Annotated in this window: 18 protein-coding genes and 4 tRNA genes; 13 read left to right on the top strand and 9 right to left on the bottom strand. The window is 51.8% G+C overall.

Translation table 11 applies throughout. From position 1 onward, the window contains the following. Window positions 1–7: 7 nt before the first annotated feature. From frdC to frdA, 3 genes are read right to left on the bottom strand one after another with little or no spacing between them, the layout of a single operon-like run. Window positions 8–391, bottom strand: a complete 384-nt coding sequence (gene frdC, locus BZG72_RS09340) for a fumarate reductase subunit FrdC (RefSeq protein WP_077666617.1) — start codon at window positions 389–391, stop codon at window positions 8–10. Beyond that, complete coding sequence (locus BZG72_RS09335) at window positions 388–1143, bottom strand: succinate dehydrogenase/fumarate reductase iron-sulfur subunit (protein WP_046074395.1); 756 nt, start codon at window positions 1141–1143, stop codon at window positions 388–390. Before BZG72_RS09335 ends, frdC begins: the two co-directional genes overlap by 4 nt. Further along, a complete protein-coding gene (gene frdA, locus BZG72_RS09330) occupies window positions 1140–2945 on the bottom strand; it encodes a fumarate reductase (quinol) flavoprotein subunit (protein WP_077606428.1) in 1806 nt (601 codons plus the stop codon). The genes BZG72_RS09335 and frdA overlap by 4 nt, the downstream gene beginning before the upstream one ends. A gap of 309 nt (window positions 2946–3254) precedes the next feature. Here frdA and epmA point away from each other — a divergent pair, with 309 nt between their 5' ends. Beyond that, window positions 3255–4232: an elongation factor P--(R)-beta-lysine ligase gene (gene epmA / locus BZG72_RS09325; RefSeq protein ID WP_077666616.1), complete on the top strand. Its 978-nt coding sequence runs from the start codon at window positions 3255–3257 to the stop codon at window positions 4230–4232. 49 nt (window positions 4233–4281) lie between these two features. On the opposite strand, the gene BZG72_RS09320 is transcribed toward epmA, so the two are convergent. The 5 genes from BZG72_RS09320 to rsgA all read right to left on the bottom strand — a co-directional run bounded on the left by BZG72_RS09320 (window position 4282) and on the right by rsgA (window position 12086). Beyond that, window positions 4282–6159: a methyl-accepting chemotaxis protein gene (locus tag BZG72_RS09320; RefSeq protein WP_077666615.1), complete on the bottom strand. Its 1878-nt coding sequence runs from the start codon at window positions 6157–6159 to the stop codon at window positions 4282–4284. Window positions 6160–6340: 181 nt separating this feature from the next. Then, window positions 6341–8227 (bottom strand): methyl-accepting chemotaxis protein, encoded by a 1887-nt coding sequence (locus BZG72_RS09315; RefSeq protein ID WP_077666614.1) that lies wholly within the window; start codon window positions 8225–8227, stop codon window positions 6341–6343. 239 nt (window positions 8228–8466) lie between these two features. Continuing rightward, entirely contained in the window at window positions 8467–9873 is a 1407-nt protein-coding gene (locus tag BZG72_RS09310) for an SLC13 family permease (protein WP_046074391.1), read from the bottom strand. Window positions 9874–10074: 201 nt separating this feature from the next. Further along, window positions 10075–10875 (bottom strand): archaetidylserine decarboxylase, encoded by an 801-nt coding sequence (gene asd, locus BZG72_RS09305; protein WP_152799775.1) that lies wholly within the window; start codon window positions 10873–10875, stop codon window positions 10075–10077. A gap of 158 nt (window positions 10876–11033) precedes the next feature. After that, a complete protein-coding gene (rsgA, locus tag BZG72_RS09300; protein WP_046074389.1) occupies window positions 11034–12086 on the bottom strand; it encodes a small ribosomal subunit biogenesis GTPase RsgA in 1053 nt (350 codons plus the stop codon). A 79-nt stretch (window positions 12087–12165) separates the two neighbouring features. Here rsgA and orn point away from each other — a divergent pair, with 79 nt between their 5' ends. From orn to BZG72_RS09275, 5 genes are all read left to right on the top strand, one after another. Beyond that, window positions 12166–12711 carry an oligoribonuclease gene (orn, locus tag BZG72_RS09295; RefSeq protein WP_046074388.1) on the top strand — a complete coding sequence of 182 codons (546 nt, stop codon included), beginning with the start codon at window positions 12166–12168 and terminating at the stop codon, window positions 12709–12711. Window positions 12712–12843: 132 nt separating this feature from the next. Next, a tRNA-Gly gene (locus BZG72_RS09290) sits at window positions 12844–12919 on the top strand. A 37-nt stretch (window positions 12920–12956) separates the two neighbouring features. After that, window positions 12957–13032, top strand: a tRNA-Gly gene (locus tag BZG72_RS09285). A 30-nt stretch (window positions 13033–13062) separates the two neighbouring features. Further along, window positions 13063–13138 (top strand) — tRNA-Gly (locus BZG72_RS09280). 18 nt (window positions 13139–13156) lie between these two features. Beyond that, a tRNA-Gly gene (locus BZG72_RS09275) sits at window positions 13157–13232 on the top strand. A gap of 470 nt (window positions 13233–13702) precedes the next feature. On the opposite strand, the gene queG is transcribed toward BZG72_RS09275, so the two are convergent. Then, on the bottom strand, window positions 13703–14830 hold the full coding sequence (queG, locus tag BZG72_RS09270; RefSeq protein WP_158010030.1) for a tRNA epoxyqueuosine(34) reductase QueG: 1128 nt from the start codon (window positions 14828–14830) through the stop codon (window positions 13703–13705). 80 nt (window positions 14831–14910) lie between these two features. On the opposite strand from queG, the gene BZG72_RS09265 reads away from it, so the two are divergent. The 7 genes from BZG72_RS09265 to hflX all read left to right on the top strand — a co-directional run bounded on the left by BZG72_RS09265 (window position 14911) and on the right by hflX (window position 23242). Beyond that, entirely contained in the window at window positions 14911–16383 is a 1473-nt protein-coding gene (locus BZG72_RS09265) for a bifunctional ADP-dependent NAD(P)H-hydrate dehydratase/NAD(P)H-hydrate epimerase (protein WP_077666613.1), read from the top strand. 67 nt (window positions 16384–16450) lie between these two features. Beyond that, window positions 16451–16921: a tRNA (adenosine(37)-N6)-threonylcarbamoyltransferase complex ATPase subunit type 1 TsaE gene (tsaE, locus tag BZG72_RS09260; RefSeq protein ID WP_077666612.1), complete on the top strand. Its 471-nt coding sequence runs from the start codon at window positions 16451–16453 to the stop codon at window positions 16919–16921. 1 nt (window position 16922) lies between these two features. Further along, window positions 16923–18611: a LysM peptidoglycan-binding domain-containing protein gene (locus BZG72_RS09255; RefSeq protein WP_077666611.1), complete on the top strand. Its 1689-nt coding sequence runs from the start codon at window positions 16923–16925 to the stop codon at window positions 18609–18611. A 1-nt stretch (window position 18612) separates the two neighbouring features. After that, complete coding sequence (gene mutL, locus BZG72_RS09250) at window positions 18613–20631, top strand: DNA mismatch repair endonuclease MutL (protein WP_077666610.1); 2019 nt, start codon at window positions 18613–18615, stop codon at window positions 20629–20631. Then, window positions 20624–21565, top strand: coding sequence for a tRNA (adenosine(37)-N6)-dimethylallyltransferase MiaA (miaA, locus tag BZG72_RS09245; RefSeq protein ID WP_077666609.1), 942 nt, complete (start codon window positions 20624–20626; stop codon window positions 21563–21565). The genes mutL and miaA overlap by 8 nt, the downstream gene beginning before the upstream one ends. A gap of 77 nt (window positions 21566–21642) precedes the next feature. Next, the gene (hfq, locus tag BZG72_RS09240) at window positions 21643–21921 is read left to right on the top strand and encodes an RNA chaperone Hfq (RefSeq protein ID WP_077666608.1); all 279 of its coding nucleotides are present in this window, start codon (window positions 21643–21645) and stop codon (window positions 21919–21921) included. A gap of 28 nt (window positions 21922–21949) precedes the next feature. After that, complete coding sequence (gene hflX / locus BZG72_RS09235; RefSeq protein WP_077666607.1) at window positions 21950–23242, top strand: ribosome rescue GTPase HflX; 1293 nt, start codon at window positions 21950–21952, stop codon at window positions 23240–23242. The last annotated feature ends 34 nt before the right edge of the window (window positions 23243–23276 follow it).

Genomic DNA, 23276 nt, shown 5'->3' with positions numbered 1-23276 from the left:
ACACCTCCTAAATGAGCACAAGAGCAATCAGTGATATCACCGCGACCGCGGCCCATTGCGCACCAACCACCCATTTACCGTCGAGCAGTTTTCCTTGAATGCGAATCGGCATTACTTGCGGCATCATGCTAAAAAACGTGGTGGCATGAAACAGGCTGGCGACCAAGGCAACTAGGTTCAAGATAATCACAACTGGGTGGGCCATATAATCCAGCCAGCTTTGCCACGCTTGCGGTCCCTGAACCAAGCAAATTAACCCAGCTGTAAGACTAAGCGTAAAAAAGACCAAAGGCAGTACTGTTGCTTCTCGCACCATATAAAAGCGGTAGAACGGATGTTCGAGCCACCAAGTACGAGGCATGGGGCGTGTATAGGGCTTGCGATTACTCATCCTCTTACCTCCTGCCCATCTTTATTGGGATTAAACATGGCAATCACCATATCTTGGGTGGAAGCCACCTTGCCTTGGTTGACCGCACCCGCAGGATCAACACCTTTCGGGCAAACTTTTGAGCAGTAGCCGACGAAAGTACATCCCCATGCACCGTTATCACTATTAATCAGTGGCATGCGTTGGGCTTTCCCCTTGTCTCGACTGTCAAGGTTATAGCGGTGTGCCAGCGCGATCGCAGCAGGACCAAGAAAGTCGGGATTGAGACCAAACTGAGGACAGGCGGCGTAGCATAAGCCGCAGTTGATACAAGCGGCAAACTGTTTGTAGCGTGCCATTTGTTCAGGCGTTTGCGTGTTGGGCCCGTCTTCAGGGCGACGATCATTACCCAAGATATAGGGTTTTATCGCTTCAAGGCGCTCAATAAAGGGCGTCATATCGACAACGAGATCTTTTTCGATCGCAAAATTAGCCAAAGGCTCAATCACCACCCCTTTGGCGTAATCACGTAAAAACGCTTTGCAAGCGAGCTTGGGCACGCCATTGACCATCATCCCGCATGAGCCACAAATGGCCATGCGACACGACCAGCGATAAGAGAGCGACTTATCGAGGTTGTCTTTGATATACCCCAGCGCATCCAAGACCGACATGGTTTCATCGCCGGGTACAACGAAAGATTGCGAGTAAGGCGCATCATCCGTTGCCGGATCGTATCTGAGCACTGAGACCTGGTAGGTAGTTTGCGTCATGATGCGTGCTCCTCTTTTGAGTCAACATTGCCACCATTGGCGCGTTCTGCCGCATCACCATACAACCGCGCTTGTGGTTGTGACTTGGTGATTTTGACATCGCCATAATCAATGCGAGGACGGCCGTCAGGTTGGTAGAAGGCTAAGGTGTGCTTGAGATAGTTTTCATCGTCACGCTCGGTACAGCCCTCATCAAGGCGTTGGTGGGCCCCGCGAGACTCCTTACGCTGGATAGCAGAATGTGCCATGGCTTCGGCCACTTCCAAGCCATAGCCCACTTCAATGGCATAGAGTAGGTCAGTATTGAACACACTCCCTTGGTCTTGGATGGCAACATGCTGATAGCGTGCTTTGAGTTCCGCGATTTTATCAATGGTGGCTTGCATCAGATCTTCGCGACGATAAATACCGCAGCCCGCTTCCATTGTCTCGCCAAGCTCTTTGCGAATATCCGCCCAGTTTTCTTCGCCTTGATTGCTTAGCAACTGATCAATGCGCGCTTTGACGTTCTGAACCTGGGCATCAATCGCCGCTTGATTCCAATCTGTGAAGGCCGCTGCCCGTTTTGCTGCGCCTTCACCCGCCAAACGACCAAATACCGCCAATTCAGCGAGCGAGTTTGAGCCGAGTCGATTCGCGCCGTGCAAACCGACGGAGGAGCACTCACCAACCGCAAATAAGCCGTTAACGCGCGTTTCGGTTTGGGCATCCGTTTCAATGCCACCCATGGTGTAGTGCACCGTGGGACGAATTGGGATCGGCTCTTTGGCGGGGTCAACGTTGACATAGGCTTTGGCGAGCTCACAAATAAACGGCAGCCGTTCTTGAATATAGTCTTCGCCGAGGTGACGTAAATCGAGATGAACAACGTCACCGAGCGTGTGCTTGATGGTATTGCCTTTTTGCTGCTCATGCCAAAAGGCTTGTGAGACTTTATCGCGTGGTCCGAGCTCCATGTATTTGTTTTTCGGTTGACCGACGGGCGTTTCTGGCCCGAGTCCATAATCTTGCAGGTAGCGGTAGCCGTCTTTGTTGACAATAATGCCACCTTCGCCACGGCAGCCTTCGGTCATTAAGATCCCCGTACCAGGCAGTCCTGTGGGGTGATATTGGACAAATTCCATATCACGCAGCGGAATACCGTGGCGATAAGCCATGGCCATGCCATCCCCGGTGACAATCCCACCATTGGTATTGCAGCTGTACACGCGTCCCGCACCGCCAGTGGCTAACACCACCGATTTGGCTTTAATACAAACCAGCTCGCCTTCCGCCATGTGCAAGGCAATCAAGCCTTGTACTTGCCCGTCATCGATAATCAAATCAATCACAAAGTATTCATCGAGACGCTGGATTTGTGGGTATTTGGTCGAGGTTTGAAACAGGGTATGGAGCATATGGAAGCCGGTTTTATCGGCAGCAAACCATGTACGCTCCACTTTCATACCGCCAAACCGACGAACATTGATACTGCCATCGTCTTTTCGACTCCAAGGGCAGCCCCATTGCTCGAGTTGTACCATTTCATGGGCACAATGTTTGACAAAGTAATCGACGACATCTTGTTCGCATAACCAGTCGCCACCGCTCACGGTATCGTTGAAGTGGTTGTCTAGGCTGTCTTCGTCCTTGATGACGGCAGCCGATCCACCTTCTGCGGCCACGGTGTGGGAGCGCATGGGGTAGACCTTAGACACCAGCGCAATATTAAGAGAAGGGTCAGCTTCAGCGGCCGCAATGGCCGTGCGCAGTCCAGCGCCACCAGCGCCGATAACTGCAATGTCTGTGGTGAGGGTCTGCACGTTCATCCTCCAGTGTAGGGAAAGCCAGTGCTTGGCTTGTTTATTGTTCTGCTGTCATGGTAGGCAATCTACGCACAGTAAAAATTGACTCAGTCGGGGAATTGCCGTGATTTTGCGGGCATGGGTGTTAAATTGCATAAAAGTGTGATGTTAGTCGTTAAGTGCCTGCCGCTCTTGTAAAAATGAGAAATACTCACCAAGAAAATGCGTCGTGTGACACATAGTTGCTGTGTGACAGCGGTGATGAGCACTTGTCATTCCAGGCGGCAGCGATAGACTGGCGCCATCAGAGAGCGCAAGGGTAAACGTATGAGTGAGAGGAATCGGTGGCAGCCAACGGCAAGCGTGTCACAACTAAAAAAGCGCGCTGCGATCATAGCCCGTATCCGTCAATTTTTTGCCGTCCGTGATGTATGGGAAGTGGATACCCCAGCACTGAGTCAAGCGGCGGTGACCGATGTGCACCTTCATAGCTTCACAACGTCTTTGGTTGGGCCGGGTTTTGCTGACGGCGTCGCCTTGCACCTCATGACCAGTCCAGAGTTCCATATGAAGCGGCTATTAGCCGCTGGAAGTGGGGCTATTTATCAAATCAGCAAAGCGTTTCGGAATGAAGAAGCGGGGCGCTACCATAACCCCGAGTTTACGATGTTGGAGTGGTATCAACCTGGCTATACCCACCATGACTTGATGGACGAAATGGATGCCTTGTTACAAGCGGTGCTGAGGTGCCAAGCCGCGACACGGATGAGCTATCAAACGGTCTTTGAATCTCTCACCGGACTGTGCCCTCTCACTGCGGACATTGATCAGTTGCGTGCACTGGCTGCCACCCAAGGGCTCACCGATATCACTCAGGATGAAACCGACAAAGATACCTTGCTGCAGCTGCTTTTCTCCGTGATGGTGGAGCCGCATATTGGCCAGCAGGTGCCCGCCTTTATTTATGACTTTCCGGCATCGCAAGCCGCGTTGGCTAAAATCAGCGAAGCAGACACGCGTGTTGCGCATCGGTTTGAGGTGTATTACCGAGGGGTTGAGCTGGCCAATGGCTTTTATGAGTTGCAAGACGCCAACGAGCAGCGACAGCGGTTTGAGGCGGATAATGCGGCACGTGTGGCTCGCGGTCTACCACCACAACCTATCGATGAGCACTTGTTGTCAGCGCTGGAAAGTGGCTTACCTGATTGCGCAGGAGTCGCGCTAGGGATCGATCGCCTTGTGATGCTCGCGCTCGGTTGTGATCACATTGATGCGGTGACTGCGTTTCCTGTCTCACGCGCGTAGCGCCATAAGAAAAACGCCGCCTTGCGGCGGCGTCTGAAAGGGCATTCACCTAGACTTTAAATTTTGACAGATCTTGATGCATATCCCGCGCGGCTTGCGCCATACTTTCTCCCTGATCGCCGGTAGCACTGGCTTGCTGGTGGATCTCATAAGACAGATCTTTCACCGCTTGGGTATTGCGATTGATATCGTCGGTGACCGCGCGCTGCTCCTCGGCGGCGCTGGCAATTTGAATCGCCATTTCTGAGATAGTACCAATGGCGCTGGTGATTTGATTCAGGCGCTCACTGGCCGCTTCGGCGCGATCCACACTGGAGGTGGCCATCTCGTTACTTTGAGTCATATCATCGACCGCGCGCTGCGTGGTGTGCTGCAGCGTCTCAATCATGTTGCGAATTTCTTCGGTGGAGTCATGGGTACGCTGGCTGAGCACGCGCACTTCATCGGCGACCACCGCAAAACCGCGCCCTTGATCGCCTGCCCGCGCTGCCTCAATCGCCGCGTTTAGGGCAAGCAAGTTGGTTTGTTCTGCCACCCCTTGAATCGTCGCGATGATTTGGTTAATGCTCTGTGCATTTTCATCCAGCTCGCGGATCACATTAGTGGCTCGCTCCACTTGCTCGGCCAACTGAGTGATGGCATTGCGGTTATCGCCGACCACGCTCAACCCTTCTTGGCATGACTGCTCCGCTTGTTGCGCCGATGAGGCCGTATCTTCGGCGTGACTGGCGACCTCGTTGGCTGTGGTCGACATTTCGTGGATCGCAGTCGCGATCTGATCAACATCATTTTGCTGCTTATCAACCAGCTGACTGGATTGCAGGGCGTGGGTTCGGCACTCCTCAGCACTTTCTGACAACGTCATGCTTTGGTTCACTGCTTTACCCACCATTTTCTGGAGCTGAGCGAGGAAGGCATTGACGTATTCAGCCAATTCGCCAATTTCATCTTGGCGGGCGATGTTGATCCTTTGCGTCAGATCGCCTTCACCTGCAGAGAGCGTGCGCACGGCCCCTGTCAGCTCGCCTAATGGCTTTAGCAGTTGTTTGATTAACGCGCCGGCGACAAAGGCAATCACGATAAACAAAATCACTGAGGCGATCAGCACAAAGGTAATTTGCTCTGATACTGAGGCGTAGGCTTGCGTCTTGTCTTCAACGATACCCAAGGTCCAATCGGTGTTGGGTACTTCGATAGCCGCGAGTAGCTTTTCTTTGCCATTGAGCTCAAAGGTGGTGAGTTGGCGTTGTGCGCTTGCATTGGCCATAAATGTCGGGGTGAGTTCTTCATCCAGCTCAGTGAGGGGTTGGCGACTGAGATCTGTGTCGCGATACGCCACTAAGCGGTTGTCACCATCGACGAGAAAGGCAAAGCCATTACTGAGTTTTAAATTTAACACTTGCTCGACAATATCGGTGACGGTGACGTCGGCAGCCAGCACGCCTTGATATTGGCCATTGAAGGCCTTGGCGAGACTGACCACCAAACTGCCGTCGAAATCTTGATAGGGCTCGGTAATGATTAAGCCATTGGCGTCACTGGCGCTTTGATACCAAGGGCGAGTGCGCGGATCATAGTCGGCGGGCCAATCTTCGCTTTTATCACCGTAGGCGATACGGCCATCTTCAAAGCCGGCATATACGGAGAGAAAATGCCCCGCTCGCTTGGTGACAAGAAGCTCGCGATCCACATTAGCCTTATTGGCGATCAGTGATTCGTTTGCCAATAGCATATCGGCGCGCGTACTCAGCCAGCTATCGATAAACTGGACGGTGGCATCCCCGACATCATGCATTTGCTTGGTGATACTGCTGGTCGTCTCGCTTTGGAGTTGACGCACAGAAATGCTGGCAAGTACCGCACTGACCAAGGCCACGATAAAGGCAATCGCCACAATGATTTTTAGCTTAATGGTTGGCTTGGGCATAGACACATTTCCATCTGCTTGAAAAGTGTCACAAGTGTATACGCAACGTTTGCACTAAAGTTGGATCGATAAGACAAAATGCGGTCACAACAGCGGCAAAGCGCGAGAAGATGGATGAATCTGTGATCTTTCTGCCAGTGACAGTCTGCCTACCCAGGCAGGCAGACTGCAGTGGCTCAGGTTATACTTTGAACTTGGAGAGGTCGTTGTGCATTTCTTGCGCATCTTGCGCCATTTGCTCACCTTGCTCGCCCGTTTCATTGGATTTTTGGTGGATCTCTAACGATAGGTCACGCACCGCTTGGGTATTGCGGTTGATATCCTCGGTCACCGCACGTTGCTCTTCAGCTGCGCTGGCAATTTGTGCCGCCATCTCAGAAATGTCGCCAATTGCACGGGTGATTTCGTTGAGTTTCTCGCTCGCTGAGGCCGCGCGCTCGACACTTGAGGTTGCCATATCATTACTTTGGGTCATGCCATCCACCGCGCGTTGAGTGGTGTTTTGTAGCGTTTCAATCATGTTACGGATCTCTTCCGTGGAGTCATGAGTACGCTGACTCAATACACGCACTTCATCGGCGACGACAGCAAAGCCACGACCTTGTTCGCCGGCTCGGGCGGCCTCAATGGCGGCGTTAAGCGCGAGTAGGTTGGTTTGTTCAGCGATATCCTGAATGGTGGAGATGATTTGGTTGATGCTTTGTGAATTGGTATCCAACTCTCGAATCACATCCGTCGCTTGCTCCACTTGCTCCGCCAGTTGGGTAATGGCATCACGGTTGCTCTCCACCACCTCTAATCCATCACGGCAAGAGCTCTCCGCTTCTTGGGCAGAGCGAGCGGTTTGTTCAGCGTTACTCGCAACTTCGTTGGCGGTGGTCGACATCTCATGGATGGCGGTAGCAATTTGATCGACATCGCCTTGTTGCTGCCCCACCAAGCTACTGGACTGGTGAGCAAGATTGCGACATTGGTCTGCGCGATCCGATAAGGTGACACTCTGGGTGACGCTGCGGCCTATCATCGCTTGTAACTGCTCAAGAAACGCATTGACGTGCCCGGCTAGCTCACCGATTTCATCTTTACGGACAATATCAAGGCGCTGAGTCAGATCCCCACTGCCTTTTGACAGCGAGCTCACTGCCTGTGTCAGTTGGGTCAGGGGGGCTAACATCCGGTGGATAAGGGCGCCGGCAATCAATGCAATGATCACAAAGAGAATCACTGACGTGACTAAGGTGGACACAATCTGCTCTGAGACAGACGCAAACGCCAACTTTTTGTCTTGTACCACGCCAAGGCTCCAGTCAGCGCCTTCAACGGGCGTCACGGCGAGCAGCTTTTCTCTTCCGTCACCGTCAAAGGTAATGCTCGCGAGTGCGTCACTGTTACGGGCCTTTTGGATAAAAGCGGGGGTGAGCTCATCGTCAACCTCGGTGAGCGCTTTGGTACTGAGCGCGGTATCCCGATAAGCGACGACATTGTTATTCCCGTCCACCAAAAAGGCGAAACCTTGGTTGGGTAACCGCACGTTGAGCACTTCTTGCACAATGGCGTCAACGGAGAGATCCGCCGCGATAACGCCCTCAAAGCGTTGATCGAACGATTTGGCAAAACTGATCACCATCCCGGCACCATTGGCATCGACATAAGGCGGTGTGATAATGAGCTCATTGGCGGCGTTGGCTTGTTTGTACCAAGGTCGAGTCCGCGGGTCATAATTGGCCGGCCAGCTTTCTGTTTTGTCACCATAAGCAATCGAGCCGTCTGCAAAGCCGGCGTAAACGGTGAGAAAGTTACCCTGGCGCTTGGTCAGCAATAATTCACGATCGACATTCGGCTGGGTCGCAATCAGTGGCACATTGGCGACTAGCATGTCACTGCGGATATCTAGCCACTCTTCGATAAAGTTGCTGGTGGAAAGACCGACATCGCGCATTTGCTCAGTGACGTTTTGCTGCGTCTCTTGTTCCAATTGGTTAACGGAAAACCATGCCTGTACTGCACTGACTAAGGCAACGACCAAAGCAACAGCAAGCAATATTTTGGTCTTGATGGTGAATTTCATTAAAGATCCCTCGTACTACCACGTTTTGATGACACTTTCTTATTGAGTATCTGCTTAATTGTAGAAAGCTTGAGTCAATGAGGGATAAAGAATTTTGCAAAAAGTGGGTTTATCCTCAAAGCTCAGCTGGCTGTCTTACTCACATCATCAGTGTTATCCCATTTTTAGCGGATGAAAAATATCAATTTTCTCGTTCTGGGGCGAATCTATCGTTTTGTGTCTCAATCGTTAAACGATTGTCATGTGAGTAAGAGGACAGCGGTATAAACTAGGCCTAAGCCACTTATGCCTAAGATGATACCGACTTTGACCAAATCTTGACTGCTGATAAATCCGGTTGAATATGCTAGGGAATTGGGTGGCGTCGAGACCGGCAGTATCATCCCCAAGGAAGCGGAAAAGGCGACCACAATCAATAGCCCCTGCATACCGCCAATGCTTGCCAGTGCGGGCATGGAGGTCGCGATGGCCGCGGCTATCGGCATTAAGAGGTTAGCGGTGGCTGTGTTGGACATAAAGTTCGCCATCAGCCAGCAGATAATCGACAAGGTAACCAGCACCGTCATGGCGGTAAGCAGGCTGTAATCGACCGCATGAGCGAGCGCCGCGGCTAGGCCGGTTTGGTCGAGCGCGATCCCCATGGCAATCCCGCCAGCGACCAGCCACAATACATCCCAGTTGATTTGTTTGAGCTCTGGCTTACCAATAATGCCAGTGAGGGTAAAAATCGCCAGTGGGATCACCGCCACCACATAAGTATTCATGCCATGCAAACTGGTGGTGAGCCACAGCACGATCGTGAGGGCGAAGGTGATATAGACAGTGTAAGCCTGCCAGCTTTGTAAAAAACGGCCTTCTAAAGCGAGGTTCACGCGGGTTTGTTGACTCTGAAAGAGCCGTTGTAATAGCCACCAGGCGAAGGTGAGCTGAACGATCACGAAAGGCAGGCCCATCTGCATCCAACCCAGAAAAGAGACTTTATACTCCCCCGTTAAATACTGTAAGGCAATAGCGTTAGGTGGTGTGCCGATAGGTGTGGCAATGCCACCGGTATTCGCTGCCACGGGAATACAAAGCACGAGTGCCTTGACCAAAGGATCACCTTTGGGTAACACCGCGATAATTGGCGTTAATAGGGCCAGCATCATCACCGTGGTGGCAGTGTTTGACATAAACATCGAAAATACTGCGGTAATCAGCATCAGGCCAAGCATGATAAATTTAGGGTGGTGACCAAACGGCCTCAACAGCACACGTGCCAAATTGATGTCGAGTTCATATTTTGATGCGGCAATAGCCAGTGAAAACCCGCCCATAAACAGAATAATGATAGGGGATGAAAAGGCGCTGAGAATGTCGGTATAAGGAATTAAGTCTCCGCGAGGATGATGCAGTGTGATACCGCGAAACCAGTGTAAGCCTTTATCGGATATCATCACCAACTGCAGGGTAATGATCAGCAAAGAGGTTGAAAACACCGGCACAGGCTCAAGGACCCACAGCAAGGCCGCCATCAGAAATATCGCTAACAAACGGTGCTGAATGATAGTGAGGTTAGCAATGGGTAACCAATCGGTAGGGACTAACAGTAGTAACAGCGGTAAGCCGAGGGCGACCAGCAATTTGATAAAACGAGCATTAACCACAAATACGCTCCTTCGTCATGGATGGGCGAGCGCGTTCCGCCTTAGACGCGAAGAGTCGCGTGCGCCTTATTATCAGTAATGGAATATCCGTATCATACGGCGCTTTATCTTGGATTAACGGGAAAAATATCCGAATTTCGACACAAAAAAGGGGCATAAATGCCCCATATTTCACATTTTTCTCAGGTTTTTAGCGGGAAGTTAGTGCTGGCGGTGTGCGTAAGCTTGCCCCAATTGTGTCGGCTCACCAGGTAAGACGGCGTCATCAAAGCGTACCGCCCCTTTCGGGAAGAGGTTAATCACGGTAGAGCCCAGTTTGAATCGGCCCATTTCCTCTCCTTGAGCAAAGTGCATCGCCTGCTCACCGTCGGTTGGATATTGCCAACGACGAATACTGCCACCGGTTGGCGGGGTCACCGTCCCGGCCCACGTGGTTTCGATACTGCCAACAATGGTGGCGCCGACCAATATTTGTGCCATGGGGCCAAACGCGGTATCAAAGACGCACACCACGCGCTCATTCCGCGCAAAGAGGTTTGGCACGTTTTCTGCCGTCAGTGGGTTCACTGAAAACAAATCGCCAGGAATATAAATCATCTCTCGCAACACACCGTCACACGGCATGTGAACGCGGTGATAGTCGCGAGGAGAAAGGTACAAGGTGGCGAATTCGCCTTGGTCAAATTGCGCCGCAAGCGTGTCATCTCCACCCACTAACTCGGTCAGAGAGAAGCTATGGCCTTTGGCTTGAATCAAGCGGCCCTGTTCAATCGCGCCTGCTTGACTGACACAGGCGTCAGCCGGAAAGACCAGCGTTGCCTCGTCGCCATCGATGGGGCGCAGCGCCGGCTTCAACTCGCGAACGAAAAAATCATTAAAGGTGCGATAGTGGCTGGGATCGCTCACTTTTGCTTCGCTCATATCCACATGATATTGCTTGATAAACCATTTGATCACAGCGGTGGTGAACCAACCCGCTTTCAAGTTAGCAAGTTTCCCCATCAATCGGGTCAACGCGTGTTTCGGCGTAAGGTATTGTAGGCCGACTTTCAAATCGTCTCGCACAGTGTAGTCCTAACCAATTATCGGGTTGTTGATGTCAGTGACGTGCCTTTTATTGGCGCGCAGTGTAGCGAATCTGTCAGTAAAGTGACAATCGCTCAGTGTTGCTTATTCCGCGAGAACTGACGGTTGTCTTTGGCTTCTTTCATGCTCTCAATGATGCGATGGTAGCTATCAAAACGTTCGACACTAATGTGTCCGTCTTCGACCGCTTGTCGCAGTAGGCAACCAGGATCATCGCCATGTTTGCAATCGCGGAACTTACAGCCACCTAAATAATCACGAAATTCGACAAAGCCATGAGCAATTTGTTCCGGTTCTAAATGCCATAAGCCAAACTCACGGACGCCGGGGGAGTCAATCAGATCGCCGCCTTGATCAAAATGATACAAGCGTGCGGCGGTGGTGGTATGTTGACCAAGCCCTGAATTTTCCGATACCTGATGCGTATGCGCGTGCACATCGGGGAGTAGGGTATTGACCAAACTGGACTTCCCGACGCCGGACTGCCCAACAAAGACGCTCACATGCTGGTCTAGGTGTGTCATCAACGCTGACATGCCTTCGCCCGAGTCCGCACTGACCATCACGAGGGGATAACCAATATCTCGATAAATATCGAGCAGATCATCGACCATCTCATGGCCTTCTTCATCCAACAAATCGACTTTGTTGATCACAATCAGGGGCGCGATATCCAGTGCTTCACAGGCAATAAGGTAGCGGTCGATAATGTTGAGCGACAGCTCGGGCAAAATAGCGGCCACGATCACCACCTGATCAATGTTCGCCGCGACGGGCTTGACCCCATCGTAATAATCGGGACGAGTGAGCACGGAGTCACGTTCATGCACCGCCTCCACAACGCCAGCAAAGCCATCGAGCGCTTCTTTACCGGGTCGCCATACTACACGGTCGCCAGTGACCAGACTATGGACAGTGCGACGAATATTGCATCTGTGTATCTTACCTGTGTCGGGATCTTCGATATCAGCATGTTGTCCAAACCGCGTGATAACCCGCCCCTCCCGTGCGGATTCCAGTGCGGCATCTTCCCATTGCAGATCGGTATCTTTCTCTTTGATCCGGCGTTGTTGGTTGGATCTTACCCGTCGCAGTTGACCCTTCGTCAGTTTTTTCTTTTTTGCCACGTTGACTCTTATCGGTTAAGTTGGCTTTCATATCAAGCACAGTATGATACATGGTTTATCGATAAAAAAGGCAAGTTCAATGGCGTTCAGTGAAAACAATTTAATCTGGATTGATCTGGAAATGACGGGGCTGGATCCGGATACACATAAGATCATTGAGATCGCGACAATTGTCACCGATGCACAGTTGAATATTCTGGCTGAGGGGCCCGTCCTGGCGGTACATCAACCGCAAAGCGAGCTCGACAAAATGGATGATTGGTGCACGCGTACCCATAGCCAGTCTGGCTTAGTGGCGCGCGTACAACAGAGTGATATTGACGAGCAAACCGCCATTGAGCAGACCATCGCTTTCTTATCGCAATGGGTGCCGTCTGGCGCGTCACCGATTTGCGGTAATAGTGTGGGGCAAGATCGACGCTTCCTCTATCGCCACATGCCAGCGCTCGAGCGCTATTTTCATTACCGTACGGTGGATGTAAGTACGTTAAAAGAGCTGGTACGTCGATGGCAACCTGAGGTGTTGAATGATTTCTCTAAACAGGGAACCCATTTAGCGCTTGACGACATCCGAGAATCAATTGCAGAATTACGCTTCTATCGAGAGAGGATCTTAACGATCTGATGGGTCAGTCATCGATCTGATGCTCTTTTGAGCGATTAAAAGAAAAAACCAAAAAATTGCTCACCAGCACTTGCAACCCGGTTTTTTCTTCGTATAATTCGCAGCCCTAACGACGTGAATCGTCTGTTGAAAGCGACATTAGCTCAGCTGGTAGAGCGCAACCTTGCCAAGGTTGAGGTCACGAGTTCGAACCTCGTATGTCGCTCCAAATTAATATCGATCTGATGTTGATCAGGTCGATCTAAGCGACACTAGCTCAGCTGGTAGAGCGCAACCTTGCCAAGGTTGAGGTCACGAGTTCGAACCTCGTGTGTCGCTCCAAATTAAAATGCGATGTAATGCATCAGCAATGCGACATTAGCTCAGCTGGTAGAGCGCAACCTTGCCAAGGTTGAGGTCACGAGTTCGAACCTCGTATGTCGCTCCAAACAACAATTCGGAATAAGCGACACTAGCTCAGCTGGTAGAGCGCAACCTTGCCAAGGTTGAGGTCACGGGTTCGAACCCCGTGTGTCGCTCCAATCACTTGGTTAACCACCAGTGTGGCGTTTAAGATAGCGCCATCTTTAATGCTGTGAAGCATCATTTCTTACACAAATCCCATCTGTCCATGCTTTCTCTGAAAGCGCACGGTGGCGCGGTTTTTACCAATACTGCACAGACTTATCCACAGAGAAAGCGTTGTGGATAAACCAGTTAATGGATTTGTTGCTGTGTACGGTGCTGGTTATCTTATCATCAGGCACGGTATCTATGTTGCACATGTGAAATAAACGCAAACATACCTTAACTGCTTGTAAAATAAGAAAAATACATGGTTTTCTTTCAGGTTAGCTAACGCTTTTCCACAGTGTTATTCACTTACGTGATCTTGCTCGCTTAATGCACCATCAATGTGTTTAACTATCAAAAAGCGCACCATAAATGCGCATTGCGTGACGGTTTTCCACATTATGTGAATAGCGTCATCTTTCCGCTTGTAAGCCTCCGATTAAGCGTCACGAGGCAATCCTTTTTCTATAATGCGCACGAGACGACGCGTCCCTGTGGGTAATGGTTTGACATCAATACGCTGTCGTTTTTTCTCTTGTTCGCTGAGCGCCCAGTGAATATGTTCGTCAACCAGCTTGTCCTCACCGAGCCGCGCCTTGAGACTATCGATGATCGCTTGATTGAAGGGGGCATTGCCCATGGCAATCGCTAGGTTGCGCCGCCATTTTTGGATCCCGATGCGACGTATCGCCGACCCCTGTGTGAGCGATAAGAAGGTTTCCTCATCCCAGTTGAACAGCGTGGTGAGTGGCTGTTGTTCGAGGCTGGGGCGACAATGAAAATCAGCCTCTAAGGTGATCTCGGCCTCACGGTTAAACGGACAAACCAGCTGGCAGTCATCGCAACCATAGATACGGTTACCGATGGCATGGCGAAATTCTAAGGGGATCACGCCATCATATTCGATAGTCAGGTAGGAAATGCAGCGGCGCGCGTCGACCACGCCTTCTGCGACGATTGCTTGAGTGGGACAACTGGTCATGCAGGCAACACATTTACCGCACTGATTCTCGACAGGGGTGTCGACGGGTAAAGGAAGATCCACCAATAACTCACCGAGAAAGAACCAGGATCCGGTTTCATCATTGAGGATCAGGGAGTGTTTGCCTGTCCAACCTAAGCCGGCTTTCTCCGCGAGCGGGCGCTCTAAAACGGGTGCAGAGTCGACAAAAGGACGATATCCGTATGGACCCACTTCAGCCTCAATCTGTTGGCCCAGCTTTTTGAGTCGATTCCGAATCAGTTTATGGTAGTCACGTCCCAGCGAGTAACGACTCACATATCCTAAATCAGGGTTTGCCAGTGTTTGGGCAAAGCCCGCGTTAGGCGGCAAGTAGTTCATCCGCACACTGATCACGCGCACTGTGCCTGGCACCAGTTCGTCCGGTCGCGCACGCATCATCCCATGTCTGGCCATCCACGCCATCTCACCGTGATACCCGTTGTCGAGCCAGCGCTGTAATTGCGCTTCATGTTGCTTGAGATCAACATCCGTGATCCCCACCTGCTGGAAGCCTAGCGCTTGCCCCCATTGCTTGATACGTTGGGCAAGTTGGTCGAAATCAATGGATGCATCGGGCTTGGGTTGCGACATAGCGGTAGATCCTGAGGCCTTGGGTGGTGCAGTACAATCAATGGAGGCACTTAATGGCGACAAGTTTACCACAGAGTTTCTATCGCGCAGAGCAAGTTCGTGAAGGCGAGCAAGCGGTCGCGCGTGCACTGTCGATTCCCATGTATCAGCTAATGCTACGTGCTGGGCAGTCAGTGTTTGACTGTATCAATCAACATTATCCCAATGCGGCTCGACTATTAATCGTATGTGGTGCCGGTAATAATGCGGGTGATGGTTATGTGATTGCGCGGCTTGCCAAATCCTCGGGGTTAAGCGTTACCGTGTGGTCGCTAGTGACACCAAGCAAACTGGAGGGTGATGCGGCGACCGCTTGGCAAGAGTGGCAAGATTGTGGTGGTAGCTATGTTGAACACCCACCAACGATCAGCCAGTTCGATGTGGTGGTCGATGCTATCTTGGGTACCGGATTATCGCGTGCCGTGGAGGGGGAGTTTGCTCAGGCGATCAGCGCCATCAACCTCGCGGCGGTACCTGTGGTTGCGGTAGATATTCCCTCTGGGCTTTGTGCCAATAGTGGCTGTGTGAAAGGCGTGGCTATTGACGCCGATGTGACCGTCACCTTGATTGCGTTAAAGCAAGGATTGCTCACCGGCCAAGCGGTTGCCCATCGCGGTGAGTTAATGTTTGCAGGCCTGAATGTCGCGACAGCATTCTCGCGTCAGTCCACCCCTGCGGGTTACCTTGTTCGTGATGACTGGGTCGAGCCGCATTTACCTAAACGCTCGCGTAGCGCACACAAGGGACAATTCGGTCGCGTCCTGTGTTTAGGGGGCGACCAGGGCATGGGGGGCGCAGTGGCCTTGTCAGCGCAAGCGGCGTTAAGAACCGGTGCCGGGCTTGTCAAAGTGGTGACGCAAAAAGCGCATACCCTGATGCTGGTAACACGTCAGCCAGAACTGATGACGCAAGGGTGGGAGCCCGGCCAATCACTCAGTGAGACGTTGGCATGGGCAACACATTTGGTCATTGGCCCGGGACTCGGCCAGAGTGCGTGGTCGGATGCGTTGTGGACGATCGCCATGAGTGCCCGGACGCCCAAGGTGATTGATGCGGATGGTCTCAATAAGTTAGCGCGGCAGCCACAACATCGCGATGACTGGATCCTCACCCCACATCCCGGTGAGGCCGCGCGCTTATTAGGTTGTGAAACCAAAGAAGTGGAACTTGACCGCTTTGCTGCCGTCAAAGCGATACACACGCGTTATGGTGGCGTTGTCGTACTTAAAGGAGCGGGAACAATCGTATATGATGGCACAAATTATGCTGTTGCTAATGTCGGTAACCCTGGCATGGCGTCTGGGGGAATGGGCGATGTGTTGTCGGGTGTCATAGGCAGTCTTCTGGCGCAAGGCGTAGACTTATTTCCTGCCGCGGCTCTGGGGTGCTATCTTCATGGCAAAGCGGGTGATAAGGCGGCCGAGGCAGGTGAACGGGGGTTATTGGCCAGCGATCTATTCCCCTATTTGCAACAATTAGTAGATTAGCGCACGGGTGGCGGTAGCCATGCAAGGTGCGACGAATACCCATATAAAGATGAGATCCCTTTGTAGTATGACCCAGACTTTTACCACCTCATTGACTGATGCCGATCGCACTGTGGCGTTTGGTGCCGCGTTGGCGCGTGCATGTACGCAAAATACCACTTGTTACTTGCACGGTGATCTTGGCGCCGGCAAAACCACCTTCTGCCGCGGTTTTGTGCAAGCAATGGGACATACCGGGAATGTGAAAAGCCCCACCTATACGCTCGTGGAACCTTACCTATTGCCACCCTGGCACATATACCATTTTGACCTTTATCGGTTGGGCGATCCGGAAGAGCTGGAGTTTATGGGGATCCGTGATTATTTTAATGATCAGGCGCTTTGCTTGATTGAATGGCCGGAAAAAGGCCAAGGCTGGTTACCGCGCGCCGATCTAGACATTACTCTGCGCTATGACGGTGAGCAACGTGAACTGGTTATTGACGCGAATACCCGCGTTGGGACCGCAATTATCGACCGTCTAGAATGGGAAGACTAGCATGATGTGGCAGCGGCTTTGCATCTTGATGATCGCCAGTTTGTTGAGTGCAACAAGTTGGGCCAATAAGATTGAAAATATTCGGGTATGGCCCGCCCCCAATGAGACACGGGTGGTGGTAGATCTTGAAGATAAACCGGATTTTAGCTATTTCTCACTGTCACGTCCCGATCGGCTGGTGGTTGATTTAAAGCAGAGCCAGCTGGCTACGCGCTTACCTAAGCCGGTCAAAGGCAGTGATATCTTGCGTAAAATCCGTAAGAGCAGTCCGCCCGAGGCATCGACGTATCGGTTAGTTTTTGAGTTAAAAGACGGTGCCAAGCCGCATATCTTCTCGCTCGCCCCCGGGGGAGAATATGGCCACCGGCTGGTGGTTGATTTACCCCATTCTAAGAAAGTAGATAAAAATAAACCCGCGTTGTCTGTTGCTGAAAAGAAGCGACGTGAGACGGTGGCTGCATTGCCTTTTGGCACCGAGGATATCGTGGTGGCAATTGATGCCGGGCATGGCGGTAATGATCCCGGTGCGGTGGGGCCTAGCCGTAAATTTGAAAAATATGTCACGCTCTCTATCGCTAAGCAAACGGCGGCACGCATTAACGCTGTTCCTGGCATGCGTGCGGTTTTAACGCGGACGGGGGATTACTTTGTCGATTTGAACCGTCGGTCTGAAATTGCGCGTCAACACAAAGCCCACTTATTGGTCTCGGTGCACGCAGATGGTTTCCATAAACCACAACCTCGTGGCGCATCGGTATGGGTCCTTTCTCGTCGCCGTGCGAACAGTGAAATTGGTCGTTGGATAGAAAAACATGAAGAGCAATCTAACTTGTTGGGTGGGGGCTCTTTGCTGGCACAGAATAATGAGGACGAATACTTAAGTCGTGCGGTATTGGACTTGCAGTTTAGTAACTCGCAAAAGGAAGGCTTTAATGTTGCGAAACGCGTACTAAAGGAGCTCGGCAAAGTCACCAAATTACATAAATCGAGTCCAGAGCACGCCAGCCTCGCGGTATTAAAGTCACCAGACATACCGTCTTTGCTCGTCGAAGTTGGCTTTATCTCTAATCCACAAGAAGAACGCCTGCTATTTCAGCGGGATCATCAGCGCCGGCTCGCGGATGCGGTCTATCATGGTATTCGCAATTATTTTGAGCGCTTCCCGCCGGATGGCACCTTGTTTGCTGCGCGCAAAAACGGGGTAAAACACAAAGTCAGTGCCGGCCAGTCACTGTCGGTCATTGCCAAAAAATATAAGAGTTCCGTCGCCGCGATAAAATCGGCGAATGGATTAAACTCCAATACCTTGCGGGTTGGCCAAGTGTTATCGATCCCCAATGTTGATGTCGCTAAATTAGCAGGCAAGACCAGCAAAACGACGTCAACGCGTACGCTGACGCACACCGTGAATCGCGGAGAGTTTCTTGGCAAAATTGCCGAGCATTATCAGGTCTCGGTGGCGACCCTGCGCCGCGCGAATAACTTGAAGTCTGACACGCTCTGGGTGGGGCAAAAGCTAAGCGTGCCGGGCGCGACATCGCCAGCGGTCAAACACAAAGTCAAACGCGGTGAATACCTTGGCAAAATTGCCAGCAATTACGGAGTGACCATTGAGAGCCTCCGCCGCGCCAATGAATTACGCTCTGATACGCTGGCGGTCGGGCAAACCTTGATCATCCCAGGAAGCTGATATGGCGATTGAGATTTTACCCGCGCGCCTTGCTAACCAGATTGCTGCTGGGGAGGTGGTCGAACGTCCCGCCTCGGTGGTGAAAGAGCTGGTAGAAAACAGCATTGATGCGGGGGCAACCCGTATTGATGTGGATATTGAAAAAGGGGGAAGCAAGCTGATCCGCGTGCGTGATAATGGGTGTGGGATCAGCAAAGCGGATCTGCAACTTGCCCTCAGTCGACACGCCACGTCTAAGATCCACAGCTTGGATGATCTTGAGGCGATCATGAGCCTCGGATTTCGCGGTGAGGCGCTAGCGAGTGTAAGCTCGGTATCACGTCTTACTATCACCTCGCGTCCTGCTGACCAGCAAGAAGCATGGTCGGCGTTTGCTGAGGGGCGAGAGATGGCGGTGAATGTAAAGCCCGCCGCCCACCCGGTTGGCTGTACCGTTGAAGTGGTGGACTTATTCTTTAACACCCCAGCGCGGCGCAAATTTTTACGCACTGAGAAAACCGAGTTTGGCCACATTGATGAGTTACTGCGGCGCATTGCATTGAGCCGGTTTGATATCACCATCAACCTGCGCCATAACGGTACCCAAGTGCGCCAGTATCGACGTGTGCCAGAAAACGGCGATCCATTACGCCGCGTGAAAGCGATTTGTGGGCAAAAGTTTGTTGAGCATGCGTTGCGGATTGACCTGCATCATCACGACATGGCACTGACAGGCTGGATTTGCACACCAGAAGGTGCTCGTCAGCAAAATGATATGCAGCATTGCTTTGTTAATCAGCGCATGATGAAAGATAAGCTGATTAATCACGCGATTCGCCAAGGTTATGAACAAAGCCTTACACGGGATCAATACGCCGCTTTCGTACTGTATATTGATGTCGATCCGCATCAAGTGGATGTCAATGTGCACCCAGCGAAACATGAAGTCCGTTTTCATCAGGCGCGCTTGGTGCATGATTTTATCTATCAAGCCATTTATGACGGCTTACAACAAGCGTCGTTACCTGAAGACCACAGTGTGAACCCTGAGACGGGCGAAGTGAGAGAAGCGGTCACTTATCAGCCGCGTGCCTCTGCGACCGCCAACCCCACCCCCAACCCTTACCAACAAGCGGTTGACGCGTTCCCTGATTACCCTGGTAAACGGCAGGAAGACGGGGCATCACCGGCTTCCTGGTCGCGTGATACAGCGTATAAGCACCACGCCGATGATGGCCCAACGCGTGGCCGACCTTCTCACGGTTCAGACTGGCCGGGGAGAGCGGATGCTCCTTCTCGTTCACCCTCAAAGCAAGCGACGCAAGCGTATCAAGCATTGATGACCCCCCAACCGGATGCCGGGACTGACCTAGGTGGTGCCACGCCAACGCGTGCGACGAATTTGTCGCCATTCGACAGCGTCCCGGCAGCGCTTGATACCGTTTCAACAACCACGAGCACGGGTCAGCCTGGATTAGGGAAGGTGCTTTCGGTGGTTGAGCAGCACTATGTGCTGATGGCATGGGGTGAGGGGTTATGGCTGGCCGATCATCACCGGTTAGAATGCTGGCGCCATCAAGGTGCGCTACAACCCGCTCTGGGTGAGGGGCTAGTCACGCAACCTCTATTGATCCCACAACGGTTATCTGCCTCTACAGAAGAGTGCCAGTGCGTGATCCAGTATCAGGCGTTACTTGGCCAGTTTGGTATTCATATTCGCCCTAAAGGGCAGCAATTAATGGTGATGTCAGTCTGTCAGCCACTAAGACAGCATAACTTACAGGCTTTTATCCCCGCGTTATTGGCGTTTTTAGCGCAATTAGATCCTGAGCAATCCCACATGGATCACAGCGCGAGTATGTGCTGTTGGCTGGCAAAGCAGTTGACAGTAGCATCGGATCCAGTCAGCCTTGCGCAAGCGGTACAAACCGTATCGGACGTTGAACAATATTGGCAGGGGGACGCGTTAGAAAAGGGCCGCCAGCGCTACTTTAAACGCATCGACCTGACCTCAGTGATAGAAGCACTACAGCATGACTAATCCGCTGCCTAAAGCGATTTTTTTGATGGGACCGACCGCGTCCGGGAAAACGGATCTGGCCATTGCGCTGCGCCAGACCTTGCCGGTAGAAATCATTAGTGTCGACTCGGCACTGATTTATCGCGGGATGGATATTGGCACCGCCAAGCCGACAGCGGAGGAATTAGCGCAAGCGCCGCATCGTTTGATCGACATTCGTGATCCGTCTCAAGCCTACTCGGCGGCAGATTTTCGTGAAGATGCGCTCACAGAAATGGCGACGATTGTCGCCGATGGTAAGATCCCACTGTTGGTGGGAGGCACCATGCTGTATTTTAAAGCATTGTTAGAAGGGCTATCGCCGTTGCCGAGTGCGGATCCTGATATCCGTGAGGGGTTAGAAAGCGAGGCGCAACAGCATGGTTGGGAAGCATTACATGCTCAGTTATGCGAGGTTGATCCCGTGTCGGGCGCTCGGATCCACCCTAACGATCCGCAAAGAATCATGCGGGCGTTAGAAGTCTATCGGATCAGTGGGCAGACCCTAACAGCATTAACAGAAAAAAAAGGTGAACCTTTGCCGTATCAGGTACACCAATTTGCAATAGCGCCTCAGGATCGAGGCGAATTGCATCGCCGCATCGAGCTTCGTTTCGATAAAATGATCGACGCGGGGTTTGAAAAAGAGGTACGCACATTATACGAACGCGATGATCTGCATGTCGATCTGCCATCGATTCGTTGTGTCGGGTACCGTCAGATGTGGGACTATTTGGCCGGACGTTGCACCCATGATGAAGCCGTTTACCGTGGGATTTGCGCGACGCGCCAGTTAGCCAAGCGTCAAATAACCTGGCTAAGAGGCTGGGATAATGTGACTTGGCTTGATAGCGACACGCCGTCGCTGTCTTTACAAACGGTGACAAAAGCGTTGACGGCAGGGACGGAAACTTGATGTATACTGTCACTGACAAGGACGCTGCTTAACCGCGACAATTGACTACAATTACAAACAAATAAGGAAAAGAAATAATGGCTAAGGGGCAATCATTACAAGACCCATTCCTGAACGCGTTACGTCGTGAGCGCATTCCTGTTTCCATTTACCTAGTAAATGGTATTAAGTTGCAAGGCCAAATCGAATCGTTTGATCAGTTCGTGATCCTGCTAAAAAATACGGTTAATCAAATGGTGTACAAGCACGCGATTTCAACCGTTGTGCCGGCACGTGCTGTGAGCCACCACAACAATAATCAAGGGTCTGGTGAGCGTCCACAGGGCGAACGTCAGCAAGAAAAACCTGAGGAATAAAGCATTCTATTGCTAAGGAGTCTATCGCTTGTTTGACCGTTACGAGGCCGGTGAACAGGCTGTACTCGTTCATATAAACTTTACCCATGATGGCGAGTGGGATGATCTCAGCGAATTTCAAATGCTGGTGTCATCCTCGGGTGTCGATGCCTTGCAAGTTGTTGTCGGCAGCCGTCAGTCCCCTCATCCCAAATATTTTGTTGGCGAGGGAAAAGCCCAAGAAATAGCAGATACTGTGCAACAAGTCGGCGCGGACATTGTGATTTTTAATCACACTTTATCCGCGGCCCAAGAGCGCAATCTAGAGCAGCGATTTAAATGCCGAGTGTTAGACCGAACCGGATTGATCCTCGATATTTTTGCCCAGCGTGCGCGTACCCATGAGGGTAAGTTGCAAGTTGAGCTGGCTCAGTTACGCCACTTATCTACCCGGCTTGTGCGAGGCTGGACTCACCTTGAGCGTCAAAAAGGCGGGATTGGCTTGCGTGGCCCGGGTGAAACACAGTTAGAAACAGACCGTCGCTTAGTGCGTGATCGGGTGAAAGCGATTTTAAAGCGACTGGATAAGGTTGCGAAGCAGCGTGAGCAAGGGCGACGTGCGCGCGCGCGGGCGGAAGTGCCGACTGTGTCATTGGTCGGGTATACCAATGCGGGCAAATCGACCTTGTTTAATCGGATCACCGAAGCGGGGGTGTATTCGGCCGATCAGCTGTTTGCCACCTTGGATCCGACATTGCGCCGTATTGAAGTGGACGACGTGGGTACCGCGATATTGGCGGATACCGTCGGCTTTATTCGTCACTTACCGCATGACTTAGTCGCGGCATTTAAAGCAACGCTTCAAGAAACGCAAGAAGCGAGCTTGCTACTACACGTGGTCGATGCCAGTGATGAACGCTTTGGTGACAACATTGAAGCGGTCAACAGTGTGTTGGATGAAATCGATGCGGCGGATGTGCCTCATCTTATCATTATGAACAAAATAGATAGTCTGGATCAGGCTGAGCCTCGTATTGAACGGGACGAAGAGGGCGTTCCGAAAGCAGTATGGGTGTCAGCGTTGTCTGGTCAAGGTATCGCGCTCATATTTGAAGCCCTTACCGAGCGTTTATCTGGCACCATGGTGCGGCATCAATTACGGCTGCCACCAAATATGGCTGGGCGAATGCAAAGTAAATTTCACCAGATGCGATGCGTTATCAGTGAAGAGTACCAAGATGATGGGCATCTACTCGTCGATGTCAGGCTGCCGCAAACGGACTGGTATCGGTTAGAAAAAAGAGAAGGCAACCAACTCGGCGACTTTATCGTCAGTGATTAGGCTGCTAGAGTAAAAAATTATCGTCAGATCAATT

Source organism: Salinivibrio sp. PR6 (genome assembly GCF_001995955.1).
Taxonomy (GTDB): Bacteria; Pseudomonadota; Gammaproteobacteria; order Enterobacterales; family Vibrionaceae; genus Salinivibrio; species Salinivibrio siamensis.
This window is presented reverse-complemented; position numbering and strand designations above follow the sequence as displayed.